The sequence below is a fragment of the Microcoleus sp. ARI1-B5 genome (genome assembly GCF_036705795.1).
Lineage (GTDB): Bacteria > Cyanobacteriota > Cyanobacteriia > Cyanobacteriales > Microcoleaceae > Microcoleus.
Map to the genome: position 1 here is coordinate 22467 of NZ_JAUBVK010000009.1, position 19742 is coordinate 42208.

Here is a 19742-nt window from a genome sequence, read left to right on the forward strand (position 1 = left end):
TGTCAATTGCCCCAGGACAAGTCATTGGATATTTATCGATCGAGCGTGCGCCCGCTGTTGTTTTCCGTATTGAAAACCGATGCCGAGTGGCTGCACAACCGCACTCTTCAAGTTCTAGAACTCGCAGCCCGAACCCAGTCTAATCCCGCCACCAGCCAAATGCTCTGGCGATTGCAGAAATCTTTGGGAGTGCAAGATTCTCGCCTCGAACAATCGAAGTGGGGACTGAGCTTTAAAAATCCAGTCGGCTTAGCGGCGGGATTTGATAAAAACGGCGTAGCAGCAGACATTTGGGCAAACTTTGGCTTTGGCTTTGCCGAACTCGGTACAGTCACCTGCCAAGCCCAGCCGGGAAACCCCCAACCTCGCTTGTTTCGCTTGTCTCGCGACAGTGCAGCACTCAACCGCATGGGATTTAACAATCAAGGAGCCGCGGCAATGGCAGCCCGGTTTCAGGCAGCAGAGAAACAGTCAAAATTCGATGCCTCGCGCCCCATGTCTGACTCCCCATTCCCGATCGGCATAAATCTCGGTAAATCTAAGGTAACACCGTTAGAGCAGGCAGCAGCCGATTATTTGGAGAGTTTTAAGCTGCTCAAAGATTGGGGCGACTATTTTGTAGTCAACGTTTCCTCTCCCAATACGCCTGGATTGCGATCGCTCCAAGATGCCGCAGGGCTCAGCACAATTTTGGAAACTTTGCAACAAGAAAATCGCTCAATCAAGCCAATTTTAGTCAAAATTGCCCCGGATTTGGAACCAGAAGCGATCGCATCCATTCTCGACTTAGCAAAAACCTACCAACTAGCAGGAATTATCGCCACAAACACCACCATCCGCCGCGACGGATTGAAAACCCAAATATTGCCAGAAACCGGGAAACCCATCGCCGAAGAAGCGGGCGGAATTAGCGGGGCCCCAGTGCGAGAGCGATCGACAGAAATTATCCGATTTATCTGGCAACATACAAAAGGCGAATTACCAATCATTGGAGTAGGCGGCATTTTCACCGCCGAAGATGCTTGGGAAAAAATCGCCGCCGGCGCGAGTTTAATTCAAGTTTATACCGGTTGGGTTTACGAAGGGCCTTGGATGGTGCGCCGAATTTTGGAAGGCTTGCTGCAAAAGTTGGAAGAAAAAGGATTTAATTCGATTTCCGAAGCCGTTGGTTCGGAAAATATTAAATAGTCCGACATTCCGACATGGGCTTAAAAGGAGCATCTAATTTTTGTAAAAAGCATTAGATAAGATTGTTGTAAGTACGTTGTTGCGCTTGGGCGATCTTTTATATATAAAGAAAGAGCGCCCAAGCGCAACAACATACCCCGATCTGGGGACAGCACTAAAACAAAAACTAAAATTATTCCCAAATAATTTTACACCTAAATAACAGTATAACCAAGCAGTTTTTCAATCTCATCGCAGGCAACAAAAACACCATTTTGTGCCCCAACAATTCGTCCCAATTCTGCCGCTTTTTCTGCGTATCCAGGATTGTCCAACAACTCGCTCAACTCTCGCGCAGCCCGCAAAGCCGTGTAACTTTTGCGCGCCACAGTCCGCGACGTTCCCAACCGTTCCACTCGCGCTGCATTGTCCGGTTGGTCGTGACTGTAGGGCATTACGAGAGTTGGGCGGCCGGCCCGCAGCGCTTGAGCTGTCGTGCCAATCCCTCCCTGATGGACGATCGCCCCAGCGCGAGAAAAAATATGAGAATATGGAACATAGCTAACAGCCAGAATATCTTCTGAAAGATTTTCCGGAGGCGCATTTTTACCAATCAACAAAACTGCCCGACGGTTTAACAGCTTAGCCGCTTGAATACTTTCCTGATAAAAGTTACCCGGAGCCATCACTGCGGCCGAACCCAGAGTAAAAACAATTGGCGGTTCCCCTGCATCCAAAAATTGCTTAACTTTTGGTTCTAGTTCCGTTCCACCGTCACTTCCGTCGTAAAAAGTGGAGCCTGTAACAACTGTATTGGGCGGCCAATCCGGTTGGGGTTTTGCCAAAACAGAAGGAAACAGGGCCAGTACGAGATAGGGTGAAAACTTGTCATCAATAAAGGGATTGCCTTTTAAAGGAGGTAATCCAAGTTCCTGTCGGAATTGATGAACCGATTCGCCCCAAGACTTGCTGACCAATTTGGCCAAGTTAATAACTGCTTGATTGGCGATCGATCCCAACCCCCGCAGCTTAGCTAAAATTGGAAATATAGGTAACACCGGCGGGTCACAAACAGAGAAAAACGAGATCGGCGCCATCGCACTTGACGCCCATCGAATCCCCAATTTTTCTGCAACTAATCGAGCCGCCACCACACCTTCGCCTGCAAAAATCAAATCTGCATCTTTAGCGCAATTCATCAAGTCCCCATAAGTCTCGCGCAAACTCGGACAAACCCACTTTCGCACGATATATTCCGAGCCTGTTTGTAAATCCATCATCCGCGCCATCTCTTGAGGATCGTCGAGAGCGCTATTGTCAGGCCGCATCCGGTGAAACTCGAATCCCAAGGCTGCAATTTTGGCTTGATATTCCTTGTGGGTTGCAAACACCACATCATGACCGCGTTTTCGCAATTCCAGGGCGATCGCAATTTTAGGATGGAGGTCGCCCAAAGAACCAATTGTAGTGAAAACAATTCGACTCACCCTCAAAACCTCTCGATCGACATAAGCTCTAGGATAACCCAGTTAATTCCACATTATATAGCAGTTGACAGTTGACCGCTTGACAGTTGACAGTTACATATGGGAATCAAACCGTTTAGGGTAGAGGGGTCTCGGGTTCTATTCATGAGGTTATCGGTAGTCCTAAAAGCCAAGAAGGTTGCTATATTTGTCAGGTGCTTTCCGAAGCACCGAGAGGCCTATCTACAGGGCCTACAGGCGATCGGTTTGGGAACCCCAAATTAAGGTAAATTTCGCCAATCTAGCACGATACGCTACAGTTTTCGCGAATTTTTTGCAGTCCTCAAAGCGCTTTGGGAAGTGCGCGCCACCCGTCCGAAACCGACTTTTTGGGAACCGAATTAAAGAATAAAATAAAAGTTATGAGCGCTCAGCTTAAGATTTTAGTTATTAAAAAGAGGACTAAAGTCCTCACTACAAACGCTTTTTTTATAAATAATATAAAATTATGTAAGTCCAAGAGTTGTGAGTTTGGACTTAAACAAAATAGCCAACGAAAATCACAACTCATAACTTCCCCGTTGCGGTAGCACTCCATAACTTACTTGCGTTTAGAAATTTCTGACAGCTTCCAATCTATGCTCACCATCAAGAAACGTTCTACAGCCTTTAAAGTGTCTTGTTGGATATTTTGAATAAGTTGAAACGCATTTTCAGACTGAACATTTGCCGAGAATTCGTCAGCGGTTGCTGCTGCTTTTTCCGATTGGGCTGGTTCAGAAGACGCCTCAAAGCTGATTTGTGGGTGCTGATTTTCTTTTTCGGTCATTTCTGAGTCACCTCCTTTGAGTGATTAGATACATAACCATAACTACAAATACAAGCGATCTGTATCCGGGATTTGGAAAGTAAAATTTTCTGTACCAGAGAATCGCAGTTACCAAAAAACTTGAAAGTTTTGAATTCGGTTATAAGATCTCTTCAACAGCATTTATGCACTTTCCCTCAGAAACCCATTCTTTTTGGGTAAGTCCTGTTGAATTAATACCTCGTATTTTCCGATAAAATAACCGCGATCCGGTTGTGAGTGAGGAATGCGAGTCCTGCCTACAAACTAATTTCATTGCGCTCGTGACCGCAGGCACGATATTACACATTTCTAACTCACACACTGCCAGTGATGCACATCACTGAATTGTTATATTTACTTAACAGTAATATTTCCGAGATTCTGATATTGTTAAAGCTTAACAATTAATTTGACTGCGATCGCTCTCAAGCTGAAAGCAAGCGTCTGGAAAATATTAAGAAACTGAAGGTGTAGAGCCGATGGCGATTTATGTTGATACTGCAATTGTAGCGGAAGCCACACGGGCGAGCAAGTTCGGGTGGATAGCGGGAATTACTACTAATCCCACACTTTTGGCAAAAAGCGAGCTATCTCCCAAGGAGACACTCAAACAACTGGCACAACTGATTCCTGGGGAAGTGTACTATCAGCTAATGGCATCAGATTTTGATGGCATGGTAGCAGAAGGAAAAGCCGCTTTTGAGTCGATCGGGCGACAAACAGTTTTGAAAGTTCCAGCAACGGCTGCGGGCTTCCAAACAGTAGCGCATTTGTCGGGGGAAATTCCTTGTGCGGTGACAGCTATATACAGCGCCGCCCAGGCCGTTGTCTCAGCAGAAGCCGGGGCAAAATATGCGATCGCCTACGTGAATCGCGCCACCAGACTCCTCGGAGACGGTTTTGCCTTAGTACGGGATATGGCCAACGTATTGCAGAGAACGAATACAGAGATTTTGGCAGCCAGCATTAAATCGCCAGAAGAAGCAGTAAAGACTTTATTAGCCGGCGCCCATCATTTGACATTGCCTTTAGACGTATTGCAAGCGATGGCCGTTCACGAATTGTCCCAGCAAACTGTGGATGAATTTGCCAAAAACGGGCGAGGAATTTTAGGATAATACCAAATCCATTTGCACAATCTCTTGATTATTTTGTAATTGGGAATTGGGAATTGGGAATTGGGAATTGGGAATTGGGAATTGGTAATTGGGAATTGGGAATTGGGAATTGGGAATTGGGAATTGGGAATTGGGAATTGTTACTTCTTCCCTCTTTCTTCTTCCTTCGATCAACTGTCCCAGGTCAACTATCAACTGTCCCAGGTCAACTATCAACTGTCAACTGGCTATGGCATTCGCCAAATCTTAATAGTGCGATCGGGACTGCCGCTCACCAAAGTCTTGCTATCTCTGGCAATAGCAACAGAATTCACAAACTGACTGTGACCAGAAAGAGTGCTTCTTTCTTTTCCCGTCTTCAAATCCCACACTATAATATCTCCGCCTCCGCCGATCAAAGTGCGGTTGTCCTGGCTAAAGGCGATCGTCCTCACCGAGCCCGAATGCCCTTTAAAAGTGCGGGTGCGCTTCCCGTCTTGCACGTTCGACAAACGGATCGTATTGTCGGTGCTAGCACTAGCCACAATTTGCCCGTTCGGGCTAAAAGCCACAGCATTAACCTGGCCCGGGTGACCTGTGATAATTCTTCTGACTTCTCCGGTATCGAGATTCCACAAACGCACCGTCTTGTCATCGCTGCCGCTAGCGAGAGTGTTACCGTCCCGGCTCAAAGCGATCGCGTTTACTCCTCCGGCGTGGCCGCTCAAAGTCCGCAACCTGCTGCCGGTTCTGACATTCCACAAGCGAATAGTTTTGTCATCGCTGCCGCTAGCGAGAGTTTGACCGTCCCTGCTAAAAGCGATCGCGTTGACGGGGGCTTTGTGAGCGGGAATCGTCCGCATCCGTCGCCCCCTCTTCAAATCCCAGAGAATCACATTATTGTCGCCGCCCCCGCTGGCCAAAATCGAGCCGTCCGGGCTCACCGCCAGCGTGTTGACCGATTTTTGAGAATGCACCGACTTGAGAGGCCGCACCAGCAGATCTCCCGTCTTCACATTCCAAATTCTAATCGTCCCCAAGCTTGCGCTCACCAAAGTTTGACCGTTAGGCGACAGGGCGATCGCATTTACACTCTCGACATTATCCAAACTTTTTTGCAAAAACTGACTGCTAGGCCAACTAGAAAGCAGCCACACCGGGTTGGCCGGAAACACCCCGTAACGCACCGAACCGTAAATTTGAGACGCGCCAATACCCAGCATCAAAACAGCAGCGCCCGCCAGCAACTTCTTTTTCCAATCAAAAACATCTTTCTCGGTCTTGTTCAATCCCGAATTCAGAGGTCTGAGGCGGTTTACAGAAGTCTGCTTCTTCGCCTCCGGCGCCCCGGAAGTTGCGCGAAGTTTAGTTGGTCCCGTCGTCGGTAACTGAGTCGGCAACTGAGTTTCCCCGCCGTCGAGATTAATTTCCTCCAAGCACTGCAAAACCATCTGCGGACTTTGAGGTCGATTTCCCGGAAAAGGCGCCATCAGGTAATCGATTACATTGGCCAAGGGGTCGGAAACCTGAGGAGCTCCTTTGCGCCACATTAATCTGCCCGTGCGCGGGTTCTCTGGAAACGCCGTCGGTGGCTTCCCAGTCAGCAAATACACAAAAGTGCGCCCCAGAGCAAAAAAATCCGACTGCGGCACAGCCTTGCCATTAGTTTGTTCCGGCGGCGTGTAGCCAGGAGAAACAATACCAGTCACATTTTGCCCCTGGCCCACCTTAGCGAAATAAGTCGCCGACACTTCCCGAGCAGTCCCGAAGTCAATGAGCACTAACTGCCCGTTCGGCTTGCACATAATATTGTGCGGCTTGATATCCCGATGAAAATAGTTGAGTCGGTGAACTTGGTCTAAAATTTCCGACAGTTGTTTGAGCCAGTTCAGAGCTTGTTCTTGACTGATCGGGCGGCCCCGATGTTTCAGCCAGTCTTGCAAATTTGCCCCAGCAATTTTCTCCATCACCAGACAGTGAAAAGACTCTGTGCTCTGAGCTGGCGTAAATGTAAAATAACCGTCGCGATCGACTTTTGGAATACCTGGATGTCTCAGCCTGACCAACACGTCGGCTTCTTGCTTAAACAGTTCTACAGCTTTGGGATGTTCTTTGAGCAAGACTTTGAGCACTCTTCGAGCGCCGTTGTCATCTACTTCAAATGTTCTGCCAAAGCCGCCGCCTCCGAGAGGCGCGACTAGCCGATATCTACCTTGCAACAAAAGTTCAGACCCGCAGTGGATACACGCGGATTTGCCAGAGTTGGCTGGATCGGAGGGATTCGGGCATTTGGGATTGAGGCAATAACTCACGAAGCCACATAACCCTGATTGAGGTTGCTCTATCAAGTTTTACTTTGGCACTCTCAGCACTCTTGGTAACTGAGATTCTTGCTTGGGCGAAGTCACTTGCTTGCAACTGGATTGCTCCAGGCGCTTTAGAGGTGTCTTCTCCTCAAGCGTAAATTCCGGTATGCCCTACCGTACTCGATCGATCGTCTCGATCTAGTGAGGTTTTTGTTAAAAGGCGAGTTTTCCTAGACGGCCACACCTATCGGTGTCACTACGTACTCAACAATCCAGTTAAGTTTTTACGTTGTCTAGTTAAACTCAATTTTCAACTTACGACGATCGTATCACACCTAGTACAAGACTGATGAGCACTCTTGATTTAACTCCTTCGCGTCGCTAAAGTCAAGCGGACTAAACTCTAGCTCCTTTTCCGCATTTCGTCTTTTTGTCTAACCTGTGGCGCTCCGATCGAGCGATCGGGCTGAGGGCAAAGGTTCTTTTGTTGGTCACAGCCGATCGAGGTCAATAACCCCTGATGACAGCAGATAATTCACAAAAAAATCAAAACTAATCATTACCCACGCAGCCACATTTCCATTGTACGATCGCCGCGACCACTCCCTAAGGAAGAAATAAAAGAGAGGGGGAGAGGGGAAGAGTGGGAGATGGGGAGAGGCAGAGAGTGGGAGATGAGGAGAGTGGGAGATGGGGAGAGTGGGGGACAAAAATCTGCCTAATGCCTTTTCGCTCTTCCTTCCTTCTTCTTTCTTCCCTCTTCCCTCTTCCCTCTGACAACTGTCAACTGTCAACTGTCAACTGTCAACTGTCAACTGTCAACTGTCAACTGTCAACTCTTCCTTCTCTAGCCTTTTAAACAAGTCCCTCCATTACCGGATGAAAGAAGAACGCCAGGGCCAAAACCGTATAAGCAGCCAACAGCAAAGTACCTTCGAGCCAGTTAGACTTGCCATCAGAACTGATAGAATTCGCAATCAGCACCGACACCGTAACCGCTACCAGGTCAAACGGGTTGAAGTTCAAGTCCATCGGTTTGCCCACGATAAAACCCACCAAAACCAACACCGGGGCAACAAACAAAGCAATTTGCAAACTCGAACCCATAGCAACAGAAACCGACAAATCCATTTTATTTTTCATCGCCACTGTCACCGCCGTCGTGTGTTCGGCCGCATTGCCAATAATCGGCACTAAAATCACCCCGGTAAACAGCGATGTCAGCCCCAAACGCGCCGTCGCTTCTTCTAGAGTACCAACCAGGAGTTCTGACTCGATCGCCACCATGACGGTACAGGCCAACAGCACCCCAATCCACAGCGGTAGATTCACCTTGTGGTCGGGACTGTCTGGTGCTAAGTTACTTTCGGCTAATTCTTCGAGACCTTCGACATCTGCCACCCCTACATCGTAAAGATAACTGTGGGTTTTCATCGAAAACAGCAGAGTCAGCACGTAGACAACAATCAGGACTATAGCAACAGCGCTAGAGAGATTCTGCATAGTTTCTGAAGGGATGCCCATAGAGGTGACATGAACCGCCGTCGGCACCAAAATGGCAATCACAGCTAAGTTCATCGCGGAAGCATTCAACCGCGCGACTGTCGGCTGAAATTCTTGTTCTTTGTAGCGCAAGCCGCCTAGCAACATCGCAAATCCCATCACCAGCAGTAGGTTGCTGATAATTGAACCGGTGATGCTGGCCTTGACAACATCTATTAATCCGGCGTTGAGGGCGACGATGCCGATAATCAATTCCGTGGCATTTCCGAAGGTAGCATTCAGCAAACCCCCCAAGTTGGCGCCGAGGACAACGGCGATTTCTTCGGTGGCCGTACCCATCCAGGCTGCTAAAGGGACGATGGCTAGGGCGGAGGTGATGAAGATTGTGGAGGATTCCCAGCCGAGAAAGTGTCCGGCGATCGAAACTGGGATAAATAGCAGCAGGCTGGAAATTATGTTGGTTGTGTTTAGCATTTAGATTCTGAAAAGCTCCCAACCGTCAATCATAGCCTGCCATCAAGTGCAGCAAAGGGGAGGGAGAAAGAAATTGGATGCTGGTTTAAGGCTATTGGCGATCGCACTCACTCACGTTTTTTGGTCAGAAGTTGGCGAAGATACTTAATAAAATTGAAAAGCTTTCGCGATAATTTGAAAATTACTCAGCCCAGAACTAAGCTGCTACAAAGATAAATTGCCTGTTCTGAAGATGAGAGAGTGCCCGAGTATCAAGATATCTGACAGTTAGTGGCGGGATCTAAAATTCGATGCCAGAATTAGAGTGTCAACGAACAACCAACAGCTATATCGTTCGAGGAGTTTTGTCAACATGAATTCACCTGACATGACACGAGATATTGCTTCAGAAGATTTGTCGATCGCCAATCCGGCCGCTTATCCCGAAGTTACGCAACAGCTATCGGAAAACGTAATTTTCACAACTGTCGATGACCTTTTCAATTGGGCAAAAATGTCCAGCATATATCCGCTGATGTTTGGCACTGCTTGCTGCTTCATTGAGTTTAGCGCCATGCTCGCTTAAGGCTTCGATTTGGATCGATTGGGTGTCTTTCCCCGGATGTCTCCCCGACAGGCAGATTTGATGATTACCGCAGGCACAATTACGATGAAGTACGCTCCGGTTTTGGTGCGGCTTTACGAACAAATGCCGGAGCCCAAATACGTAATTGCTATGGGCGCTTGCACGATTACGGGCGGAATGTTTAGTGCCGATTCTCCTACGGCGGTGAGGGGTGTGGACAAACTAATTCCGGTGGATGTTTATTTACCTGGATGTCCGCCGCTGCCCAAAGCGATTATGGATGCGATCGTCAAACTGCGCAAAAAGATTGCTAACGACAGCTTGCAAGAACGGCAAAAGACGGAACCAACCCACCGCTATTACACCCGCCCTCACCGGATGAACGCTGTGCAGCTAATTCATGACGGCAAATACCTGGAAACCCATCAGGTTCCGCCAGAACTTGTGTCCTCTGGGTTGCCTGTTTTACGGGAGTTGGAATCGATTCGGGCGATCGAAGCTTGAAGATGATTCAAACTCAAATATTGCACGAGTCTCACCTAATAATATCATCTCCGCAGCCAAGACCATAATAAACGAGGTTTGATCGTTCGGACTTTAGTCCGCATAAATCAGAGGACTAAAGTCCGAACGATCAAACCGTTACAGATTGCGGATAGTTGACCGGACACCATATGAAATGGATTTTTGTATTCGATTAGCTTGCTTAGAAGACATTCCTAAGCTGACAACTTTAATTTCCGATTCTGCTAGAGCTTTGCAAGCAAAATACTACACTTCAGAGCAAATTGAAGGCGCAATCGGCACAGTCTTTGGGGTTGACAGCCAACTGATTCAAGACCAAACATACTTTGTTGCTGAACACAATAACCAAATTGTCGGTTGCGGTGGGTGGAGCAAGCGAAAAACGCTTTATGGAGGTGATTCAGGCAAAAATAATCAAGAAGACAGCCTGCTCAACCCAGACACCGACTCAGCAAAGATTCGGGCATTCTTTGTCGATCCAGCACGGGCGCGTCAAGGAATTGGCAGTCAGATTATGCGATCGTGCGAACAGGCTGCTGAGCGTGCTGGATTTAAGGACGTTGAGACGATCGCAACGCTGGCGGGAGAGCCATTTTACACAAAATTTGGCTATCGGGCGATCGATCGGTTTGAAATTCCTCTCCCAAACAGTCAGTTTCTCCCCGTTGTCCGTATGTTTAAGAGCTTTGCGCGCAGCCCGTACATGAGTAATGATCGAATCAGTGTCGGTTAAATGCGATCGCAAACCAATTTGAAAGCACAACAGTAGCAAATAATTATCAACCATGTCAAAAAAACTAGATTTTGTTAAGGTAGAAGTCGTCCCCCACGATCCACGTTGGCGAGATGCCTTTGAAACTGAGTCGAAACTGATTGCACTTGCACTTAGCGAAAATGTGGTGGCGATACATCACATCGGTAGCACGGCTATTCCACAAATTCATGCAAAGCCGATTATCGATATGCTAGTTGAGGTTAAAGATATTATGAAAATTGATGCACAGAGTTCAGCACTTGAGGCTTTAGGTTATGAAGCAATGGGTGAGTTTGGGATATCGGGTCGTCGTTTTTTTCGCAAGGGTAACGAAGCAGGGATTAGAACACACCACATTCACACGTTTGAAGTGAACTCAGCGCAGATAGAACGCCACTTAGCGTTTCGAGATTATATGATTTACCATCCTGAAGACGCCCAGCAATACAGCGAACTAAAACAAGAACTCGCAAACAAATACTCTGATAATATTCAGGGGTACATGGACGGAAAAGCTGGGTTTATTAAAGACATGGATCTTAAAGCGGCCAAGTGGAGAGCATCTGATAAAAATTATGATATTAGAAGTGGCAATTCTTGATGTTAAAGCTAATATGGCTGCTGAGTTTGAAAGCGCTTTCAAAACAGCTTCACCTATTATCTCTTCTATGCCGGGGTATATCTCGCACGAGCTGCAACGCTGTATAGAAACCACAAATCGTTATATTCTGCTGGTGCGGTGGCAAAGTTTGGAAGACCATACCGTTGGATTTCGAGAATCCCCAGATTATCAAAAGTGGCGTTCCTTATTGCATCACTTCTACGAGCCATTTCCAACAGTAGAACATTACGAAGTTGTTTCATTATAATCGAAGGACTGAAGTCCGAACGATCTAACCTTTATTCGCAGTCTATCGATTAGTTTGTAGTGCGGACTTCAGTCCGCTTTTTCAGAGGACTGAAGTCCGAACGATCAAACCTTATCACAGAAAAAGGAGGAAAATAACAAATGATTGATATCGGTTTAACTCACATCGCCCTGCCCGTTTCCGATGTTGATAAAAGTATTGAATTTTACTCGAAGTATGCTGCAATGCAAGTCGTTCACCGCCGCATTGATGCAGAAGCTGGTGTTGCTGTAGTGTGGCTTTCTGATAAAACTCGTCCTTTTGTAATTGTGCTAATTCAAAAAGATTCTGTACGTCCGGTTTTGTCTCCCTTGGCGCATCTGGGAGTTGGCTGCAAAAGTCGGGAATATATGGATTCTCTGTGCGATTTGGCTCGTCAAGAAGCTGTACTGCTTGATGAACCAAAAGATTCGGGGTATCCGATCGGCTATTGGGCTTTTTTGCGCGACCCGGACGGTCACACTCTAGAGCTATCATACGGTCAAGAAATTGGATTTACGGTGGAGAAGGTTGGCTGAAAATAGGCTGTGCAGGGCTTAAGTGCACTTGCACACCACGGTGAGGGCGGACGAAAGGAACCGTCTTGCAGTCGCATATAATTGGAATAGTCCTGAACGGTAAATGTGCCATGCAGCATCATCAACCGTCAATTGCTCGATCGCCCATCGAGTGTGTGAGCCTGTTTCCCAGTCCACCGCACTTGACCAGTTTTGCAACGCAGTGGGAGGGAATCTCAGTTATTAAGCTGTTGCACATTTAAATTGTATATTCGGGGCAGGCGAGCCGGCCCACCCCACTCATTGTTTGATTATTTCTCGACAGACGATTTAAATGCAAAACAGCTTATCACACCAAAAATGATGCTCGAACACCGCAAGAATCGATAAAAAATAACAAGCATCTAAAAGATCGATCGGAGCTGCGCTTCCTATCCTGGTGGAAATTCAGGTTCTGCGATCGCACTCCGATTCAATTCACAACCACACATCTCAAGAGAGGTTTTATGATCCATCACATTTCTATTTCCGCTCAAAAACCCCAGCACGTCGCCCAAGTCCTGGCAGAAATTTTCAAAGGTCAAGTGGTGCCTTTTCCACCTCATCCCGGCAGTTACATGGTCATAGCAATGGATGAACACGGTACAGCCATTGAAGTCTATCCTTCAGGAACTGAACTCTTTCCCGGCTCCGGACAGGATGGGTGCGGTTTCCAGCAGAATCCGCAGGCGTCTCAATTTACAGCAACCCATGCAGCCGTGTCCGTCCCTAGCAGTCAAACTGACATTGAACAGATTGCAGTGCGCGAAGGCTGGCGAGTCGTGCGCTGCGATCGCGAATCTTTCTTTGATGTGATTGAGTTCTGGGTAGAAAACCATTTGATGTTAGAGTTCCTGACACCAGAAATGACCGCCAAATATTTGGCATTCACTCAACAGCCGGACTTGCTGAAGAACTTTGTAGCTGCACCTGCTGAGGCGATCGCTTAAATTACGAGAGGCGCCAGCAGACAACTAAAATTAATTACGCCACTCGTGCGGCAAGTATCTCCGAATTATTTAAGAATTCGGAGATATTAATTGTTGGTAATTTTTATATTTTTAACGGGTATCTCCTCCAATGAACATCTCTATTCGACTGCTTCGAGAAAATGAGTTATCGACGGCTGAACATATTTTTCGAGTTGCCTTTGGTACTTTTATTGGATTGCCTGAACCCGCAGATTTTTGTGGTGATGCGAACTATGTTCAAACGCGATCGCTCGTCGATCCGACAGCGGCTTTTGCAGCAGAGGTTGATGGCAAGTTAGTTGGCTCGAATATAGCAGTTTGTTGGGGCAGTGTCGGTTTTTTTGGGCCGCTCAGCGTTCATCCTGATTTTTGGGGTCAAGGTGTGGCAAAATGTCTGATTGAATGTGCGATCGACCGTTTTTCTGACTGGGGGATTCGACAGGCAGGTTTATTTACTTTTCCGAACAGTCCGAAACACCACGGGCTTTATCAAAACTTCGGATTTTACCCGCGTTTTCTGACTTTTATTATGGTAAAATCCATTCAGTCAGTCGAGCTGGATTTTCCAACAATCAAATATTCTGAACAGAATCCAGAAGAGCGATCGCACTGTCTCAAAGAATGTTACGCACTTACGGATGCTATTTATCCAGGGCTAGATTTATCGCGGGAGATTTTGGCAGTTGAGGATCAAAACTTGGGCGATACGGTGTTGCTTTGGGATGACAAAGGTTTGGCTGGATTTGCTGTTTGTCATTGCGGTGCGGGTAGCGAAGCTGGTAGTGATGTATGCTATGTCAAGTTTGGGGCTGTGCGATCGGGAGTGCAAGCAGGCGAACTGTTTGAACGGTTGCTTGATGTCTGTGAAGCGTTTGGGGCGAGTCAAAAAATGTTGCGTCTCAGGGCTGGAGTGAATGCGAGCCACGATCTCGCTTATGCTATGATGGTCGATCGCCTTTTTCGCACTGAAAGTACAGGTGTAGCAATGCACAGGCCCAACGATCCCGGTTACAATCGACCTGAGGTTTTTGTATTAGACACTTGGCGCTAATGCAAAACAAGTTTGCATGATAGGAAATGTCTAATGATGAATCGCAGGTTACAAGACAGGAACTGGTTGACTGTTGCCTACATATCTCTAGTTCTCGTTCTTCTGGCACTCAATCCTTTTCGATTTCATTGGTTTGTCGCTACACATGGTTGGAGTTCTTATTTTTCCGCTGTTGATTTCTGTCAGAATGTTCTCTTGTTCTTTCCATTGGGAGTTGTACTGCATCACACTTTTCGACTTCCCCATATTTGGATTGTTTTTTATGGAGCTTTATTGAGTTCTGCAATTGAGATAGCACAACTTTCACTGATAGAGCGAAACACTAATTTTTACGATATCCTCTCAAATAGTTGCGGTACTTTAGTCGGCTCCTTATTTTATAGGTATGCTGTCTCTGAAAAAAATCGGGGTAGCATAGGAATTTCCTTAGCTTTTATGTTAATGCCATTGTGTTGGGTTACTGCCATGCGATCGGCAACGCAAGATATATCTGCCTGGTTAGTAATGCCCTCAGCAATCGCTGGGATGACAGCGTTTGAGTTGAGTCTTTCCGATCGCCGATTAAAACTGGTAGCTTTAACAATATGGCTAATTTTTGCACTAACACCGCTGATTAACATCAGTCCGATCCCGGGACTTGCAACATTTATAATTGTTCCTGCGATCGTCTGGATGTTATCCATTTTTCCAATACCTAGACCAAGTTTTAGCCTGTGGCTGCTAATCATCGGAATGGTTCTAATCCTGACAGTCAACGTGATGTGGTACGCGAGCAAAAGCTCTGTGTCGTGGACTGTACCGGCTCACTTGCACTGGATAGAAACCCTAATGTCAAGCATTGGTATTGTAGCGGGCTGGGCCTGGAAAAAATCAAGCGATAGTTCTAGGTGAATACCAAAGTTGAAGGTGCGCTCGGTAATCCATGCGCTACATTTAGATAGAGATTTTGCATAGCCTCGCTCGCTGCGAAGTGCGCAGCCTACATTAAGAATTTTTGGGTAATTTATAGTTAAACAAATCTCGTCAAGCGCATCAAAAATACTCATTTTGGAGGATGACAAGAATGGAACTAAAACTATCGGATAAAATTGCCTTAGTCAGCGGTTCAACAGCCGGAATAGGCTTGGCCATTGCCGCAGAACTCGCCCGAGAAGGTGCGACGGTTATTGTGAACGGACGGACGGAAGAACGGGTGAAAAGGGCGATCGACCAAATCAAAGAAATTGCTCCCAATGCCAAGCTGCAAGGCGTGGCTGCGGATTTGGGAACTGCCAGCGGAGCCCGCGAATTATTCGATCGAGTTCCAGAGGTAGACATTTTGGTCAACAATCTGGGAATTTACGGAGCGAAAGCCTTTGAGGCGATTGATGATGACGAGTGGATGAATTTTTTGGAAACCAACGTCATCAGCGGAGTGAGACTTTCGAGAAAGTATCTGCCATTAATGCTGACCAAAAATTGGGGGCGGATTATTTTTATTTCCAGCGAATCGGCACTCAATATTCCAGCAGAAATGATTCACTACGGAGTCACGAAAACGGCGCAACTTTCCCTCGCGCGAGGTTTGGCCCAGATGACTGTTGGCAGCAATGTAACTGTTAATTCTGTGCTGCCGGGGCCGACGCGCTCCGAAGGAGTAGAAGATTTTATTAAAGGATTGGCAAAAGACCAAAATGTGACTCCTGAACAGGTGGAGAAAGAGTTCTTTGAAAAGACTCGCCCTTCGTCGCTGATCCAGCGTTTTGCTGAGACTTCGGAGGTGGCTGCACTGGTGGCGTTTGTTGCCAGCCCAGTAGCCTCTGCTATTAACGGGGCGGCTTTGCGTGTGGATGGCGGTGTCGTGCGATCGATCGTTTAGCCGCAATTAGGTCTTTGTGCGCGATCGATCGGTTACAATTTTGGTCAAAACGAAGCTGTCAATGTTAACCGAACAAAACAAAGCTACGGTTCTGGATTTCTACAAAGCATTTGACGAGCGCCAGATGGAGCGAGCTTTAAAGCTGCTTGCTCCAAATTTTGTCGCTCATCTGGCTGGTGTTCCTGAGTCTTTAGATAGTGAAGGCTTCAAGCGATTTGGGATGGCGTTTTATCTTGCCTTTGCCAACGGGGAACACGCCTTTGATGAAGTGATTGTGGCAGGAGATAGAGTTATCACTTGTGGGATATTTACGGCGACGCATCTGGGAGAGTTTCAGAGTCTGCCGCCGACTGGCAAACAAATCAAGCTGTCAATTATGCACATCGACCGCGTAGAAGACGGTAAAATTGTGGAGCATTGGGGACAAGGCGATGCACTTGGATTGATGCAGCAGCTAGGGATTGTTTTTCTGCCGGGGCCGAAGCTGATCGGACACATTTTGAAGGGTATTGCATCCAGGCTGTTTCACAAGTCTGCCTCGAGTTGAGGTAAGAGTCCAAAATCTCAATGCACGCGATCGCATCAAGGCTATCTGTTGGCTTCGATAAGTTACTAGAGGCGGTTGAAGGCGCATTTTTAACCCAAAAAAACTCTACAAAAGATTTTGCACCGACACAACACATCAAGGCGATGCCACACACCCCTCAACAAAAGCGTTGCCTGCTGTTGAAATTCCCCCTGTTTAATTCAATCCTTCTTTTGGTAATAATTTCAGCACTCAAAGACTGCTCCTCAAAAGTAAGGTCAGATATAGCTTACAACATATCGTTAATATTACTTTGGACGTTTAACCCCTCCTTTCCGTTTAACTTTAAACCCATACAAATAGATTTCAGGCATATTAATACGTCCATCCGAACGATTTTCTACAATCCCAAGTTGAAGTAAATATTGCAAGATGCCTTCAGGGTTAGTGACAGGTGGTTGTTTTTCAGGACTCCATGTGGTAGATTTTACCGCATCTAAAAATGTGTCCTTGGGCATGGGAGCTGTCAGACCTACTAAGCTCGTCTTAAGAGATTCTAACCAGGGGTACTCCTCTTGTAATTCCCTAATTCTATCATCTGAAGTATCCATTAAAGCCCCCTGTAAGTCAGAGGGTTGCAAAATTGCTGTTCCAGAGAGGTTATGTTCAACTTGTCCTTTTATTCTACGGTCTGCTGCTAATGCAAATAACTTCAGAAAAGAACGTGGCGCAATTCGACCGCCAGCATCCTGAAGGTGATTAGGAATCCAACGATAGGTAATTCCTTTTTTAGCGTTAGCCCCCATATACTTGCCAATCATCTTTTCGATCAGTTCTTCAAACAGTTTCTCGTTTGATGTTGCAGTCAATCCCAAGCTAGGTTTGTTTTCAATAATCAACTGTGGGATGTTTTGCAAATATTCTGTCATTTCAGTACCCGAGTTAGCTAGACGCTTAACCAAGAGTTGGTAAAGCCGGGAATGTTCCCATTCCAACCGAATCTGATGGGCTTGCAGTTTGGAAGCATCAGGAAAACTCAAAAATTCATCTCGAAATAGATCGGTACGCAAAAATATTTTGGGGCGTATTCTTTCCCAACGCCGCCATCGATCGAGCCACAAAGCCAAAAGTTCACGAATTGGGCTTGCTAAGGCGACATAGGAAGGAACTATCCGATCCAATTCGTCATAAGTGACAAACAACCAATCATCTATTTCAATGAGTTTTTCATCTAATTTGTCTAAGACATAATTTAATTTCTCAACATTGTTATTCACTAGGGGCAGCCATTTTGACAAGAGAGATAATTTTCCTTTAAGAACCTTAACGATTTCCGGCTCTATTTCTTCAAGAAGAAACTCTTTGAGCTTAAATTCTTCTTGCTCTAGGATGACACCTAACATTAAACCGATCCAGAAGCTAGGCCATTCAATGTTTGTAGCTCCTTGCATTTGGCGCTCAACAATGTCTGGTGCTGGAAATCGCTTTTCTGCTTGGCGAGTCCGCCCAAAGCCCGCTATCCATGTGGTTTTGCTCAAAGCAGGTAATGCTCTGATTACCAAACTTTCAACCAAAGCTTCCCTTCCTGAAGGGATGGCTAGTAAACGGAATAATTCTGTTTTTCCTACCCCGCGTCCTCCTAGTATTAACAAGATGTCTGGTTCTAAAGCAAGCCGATAATCTGGGAGCGGCAAGAAATTTTTTAAGAACGTCTCCTCGTTATCACTTTCGCGTTCAGCAGTCGCCCTTCCGGGGGCGATTTCAATTATTAATTCCAGCAGTTTTTGTTTATTAAGTTCACTCATAGTTTCAATCAATCTGTCTTAAAATCACGACCGAAAAATCCGCATAACTTTTCTGCAATATCCGGATAAGGATGATTAGTCATAATCCTGACGAGTTCTGACAGTCTATCGGATTCTTCTGGGGTTTCGTTTCGAGCAAATAGAGCAATGTCCCCTCGCAGGCTCTCCTGATACGGTACAACAAAAGGAGTAAATGGCTCCTCAGTATCATTTCCATTAGGAACAGTTTCATTTTCCGAGTAATAATTTTCTTGAAAAATGGTGTATGCTTTTTCTCTAAATTCTGTTAACTCTTGTTCCCTGCCCGGTATTCCTAATGCTGGAGCCATCGAATGTACGAGAATTAATGGTAAACGCTCATCAACTCCAGGGCTTGCTAAATGGCGTATTACATGAGTTAGTCCCGCCCAACTTTGGCGTGATTGAGTACCAAAGATGACTGCTGCATGGGAAAGATTGGCAATCGCCAAGCCACCAATATCGTGAAAACCAGCCCGCGCATCCATCAGAATAAAATCTAAAGGTTTTGCTGCACTTTGTAATTCTTTTAACATATCTCCCATTGTACTTCGCAGTTCACCACCGACAAGGTTCTGAAAGTCAAGACGGGCTAATTTTTCTAAGTAATCTCGATCTACAGTCCCGGCCGGAAGTAATTGCAGGCTTTCACCATTATCTCCTCGCAAAGTCCGCTCGTTAATATTTATTAGGTGGGTGCGAAGTTTCCAATCCTTGCCTTGAACCTTCTTTTCCAATAAATAATCAATTACACCAAGATGATTGGAGTTTTCGGGTGAAAAAATTGTAGCAAGACCTGGTGCTTCTAAATCGAGGTCAACAATGGCAACTCGATGACCGTTACGGGCTAAAGTCAATGCAGTAGCAACGAGGGTACTGGTTCGTCCGACACCTCCTTTGAAGGAGAAAAAAGATACGATCGCAGGCTTACGCTTTTCATAGACTAATTCCTCTTTCCAAGGTGGTTCACCTACCTTCTTATCTGTCCAGGCCTGTTTAGCAATGTGACGCTCAAGAATATACCAGCGAGGCAGAACTAATTCATCATCCCACGAGGCCAAAACTCTTTCTTTCTCGATAGTATCAATTAAGGCTTTGTAAGCATCATTTTCTCCGGCTGGCAACCAGATATCAGTGCCGTAATAAGGGCCAAGTTTTTGAGAAAGAAGCTGAGCGAGGTCAGTAGTATTAACTTCTTGTGGTTTTTGACCTTCCGATAAATCAAGAAAAAGTCTAATTTTTCCATTGACATCACGAATAATGGTGACAGACTGAAGCTTAGGCACAAGTTCAGATACAATGCTTGGTTCACTAAAACATTCCTTTACTCGCTCAAATGTTTCACCAAAAGCGATCGTCATG

The 19742-nt window shown here is 46.2% G+C and carries 18 protein-coding genes and 1 pseudogene; 12 read left to right on the plus strand and 7 right to left on the minus strand.

Going from position 1 to position 19742, the window contains the following annotated elements:
• The first annotated feature begins 24 nt into the window (after nucleotides 1-24).
• Nucleotides 25-1188: a quinone-dependent dihydroorotate dehydrogenase gene (locus tag QUB63_RS15620; RefSeq protein ID WP_332946171.1), complete on the plus strand. Its 1164-nt coding sequence runs from the start codon at nucleotides 25-27 to the stop codon at nucleotides 1186-1188.
• A 194-nt stretch (nucleotides 1189-1382) separates the two neighbouring features.
• Here the strand turns inward: QUB63_RS15620 and QUB63_RS15625 are convergent, their stop codons facing one another.
• Complete coding sequence (locus QUB63_RS15625) at nucleotides 1383-2654, minus strand: glycosyltransferase (RefSeq protein ID WP_332946172.1); 1272 nt, start codon at nucleotides 2652-2654, stop codon at nucleotides 1383-1385.
• Nucleotides 2655-3234: 580 nt separating this feature from the next.
• The gene (locus QUB63_RS15630) at nucleotides 3235-3462 is read right to left on the minus strand and encodes a hypothetical protein (protein WP_332946173.1); all 228 of its coding nucleotides are present in this window, start codon (nucleotides 3460-3462) and stop codon (nucleotides 3235-3237) included.
• 500 nt (nucleotides 3463-3962) lie between these two features.
• Here QUB63_RS15630 and QUB63_RS15635 point away from each other — a divergent pair, with 500 nt between their 5' ends.
• On the plus strand, nucleotides 3963-4601 hold the full coding sequence (locus QUB63_RS15635) for a transaldolase family protein (RefSeq protein WP_332946174.1): 639 nt from the start codon (nucleotides 3963-3965) through the stop codon (nucleotides 4599-4601).
• Here QUB63_RS15635 and QUB63_RS15640 read toward each other — a convergent pair.
• The 3 genes from QUB63_RS15640 to cax all read right to left on the minus strand — a co-directional run bounded on the left by QUB63_RS15640 (nucleotide 4593) and on the right by cax (nucleotide 8863).
• Entirely contained in the window at nucleotides 4593-4817 is a 225-nt protein-coding gene (locus tag QUB63_RS15640; RefSeq protein WP_332946175.1) for a hypothetical protein, read from the minus strand. The two genes, QUB63_RS15635 and QUB63_RS15640, sit on opposite strands and share 9 nt — an antisense overlap.
• An 11-nt stretch (nucleotides 4818-4828) precedes the next feature.
• On the minus strand, nucleotides 4829-6892 hold the full coding sequence (locus tag QUB63_RS15645; RefSeq protein ID WP_332946176.1) for a serine/threonine-protein kinase: 2064 nt from the start codon (nucleotides 6890-6892) through the stop codon (nucleotides 4829-4831).
• Nucleotides 6893-7741: 849 nt separating this feature from the next.
• A complete protein-coding gene (gene cax, locus QUB63_RS15650) occupies nucleotides 7742-8863 on the minus strand; it encodes a calcium/proton exchanger (protein WP_332946177.1) in 1122 nt (373 codons plus the stop codon).
• Between the two features lie 367 nt (nucleotides 8864-9230).
• Between cax and nuoB the strand changes: the two are divergent.
• The 10 genes and pseudogenes from nuoB to QUB63_RS15700 all read left to right on the plus strand — a co-directional run bounded on the left by nuoB (nucleotide 9231) and on the right by QUB63_RS15700 (nucleotide 16578).
• Nucleotides 9231-9932, plus strand: a pseudogene (gene nuoB, locus QUB63_RS15655) (NADH-quinone oxidoreductase subunit NuoB).
• A gap of 175 nt (nucleotides 9933-10107) precedes the next feature.
• On the plus strand, nucleotides 10108-10686 hold the full coding sequence (locus tag QUB63_RS15660) for a GNAT family N-acetyltransferase (RefSeq protein ID WP_332946178.1): 579 nt from the start codon (nucleotides 10108-10110) through the stop codon (nucleotides 10684-10686).
• A 52-nt stretch (nucleotides 10687-10738) separates the two neighbouring features.
• On the plus strand, nucleotides 10739-11308 hold the full coding sequence (locus QUB63_RS15665) for a GrpB family protein (RefSeq protein ID WP_332946179.1): 570 nt from the start codon (nucleotides 10739-10741) through the stop codon (nucleotides 11306-11308).
• Nucleotides 11283-11576, plus strand: a complete 294-nt coding sequence (locus QUB63_RS15670; protein ID WP_332946180.1) for an antibiotic biosynthesis monooxygenase family protein — start codon at nucleotides 11283-11285, stop codon at nucleotides 11574-11576. The genes QUB63_RS15665 and QUB63_RS15670 overlap by 26 nt, the downstream gene beginning before the upstream one ends.
• Nucleotides 11577-11716: 140 nt before the next feature.
• On the plus strand, nucleotides 11717-12133 hold the full coding sequence (locus tag QUB63_RS15675; RefSeq protein WP_332946181.1) for a VOC family protein: 417 nt from the start codon (nucleotides 11717-11719) through the stop codon (nucleotides 12131-12133).
• 485 nt (nucleotides 12134-12618) lie between these two features.
• Nucleotides 12619-13101, plus strand: coding sequence for a hypothetical protein (locus QUB63_RS15680; RefSeq protein WP_332946182.1), 483 nt, complete (start codon nucleotides 12619-12621; stop codon nucleotides 13099-13101).
• A gap of 130 nt (nucleotides 13102-13231) precedes the next feature.
• Nucleotides 13232-14173 (plus strand): GNAT family N-acetyltransferase, encoded by a 942-nt coding sequence (locus tag QUB63_RS15685; protein WP_332946183.1) that lies wholly within the window; start codon nucleotides 13232-13234, stop codon nucleotides 14171-14173.
• A 33-nt stretch (nucleotides 14174-14206) separates the two neighbouring features.
• The gene (locus tag QUB63_RS15690) at nucleotides 14207-15064 is read left to right on the plus strand and encodes a VanZ family protein (RefSeq protein ID WP_332946184.1); all 858 of its coding nucleotides are present in this window, start codon (nucleotides 14207-14209) and stop codon (nucleotides 15062-15064) included.
• A gap of 172 nt (nucleotides 15065-15236) precedes the next feature.
• The gene (locus tag QUB63_RS15695) at nucleotides 15237-16031 is read left to right on the plus strand and encodes an SDR family NAD(P)-dependent oxidoreductase (protein ID WP_332946185.1); all 795 of its coding nucleotides are present in this window, start codon (nucleotides 15237-15239) and stop codon (nucleotides 16029-16031) included.
• A 61-nt stretch (nucleotides 16032-16092) separates the two neighbouring features.
• Nucleotides 16093-16578 (plus strand): ester cyclase, encoded by a 486-nt coding sequence (locus tag QUB63_RS15700; RefSeq protein ID WP_332946186.1) that lies wholly within the window; start codon nucleotides 16093-16095, stop codon nucleotides 16576-16578.
• Nucleotides 16579-16865: 287 nt separating this feature from the next.
• On the opposite strand, the gene QUB63_RS15705 is transcribed toward QUB63_RS15700, so the two are convergent.
• Nucleotides 16866-18374, minus strand: a complete 1509-nt coding sequence (locus tag QUB63_RS15705; protein ID WP_332946187.1) for a P-loop ATPase, Sll1717 family — start codon at nucleotides 18372-18374, stop codon at nucleotides 16866-16868.
• Nucleotides 18371-19741 carry a tyrosine-protein kinase family protein gene (locus QUB63_RS15710; RefSeq protein WP_332946188.1) on the minus strand — a complete coding sequence of 457 codons (1371 nt, stop codon included), beginning with the start codon at nucleotides 19739-19741 and terminating at the stop codon, nucleotides 18371-18373. Before QUB63_RS15710 ends, QUB63_RS15705 begins: the two co-directional genes overlap by 4 nt.
• Nucleotide 19742: the final 1 nt, after the last annotated feature.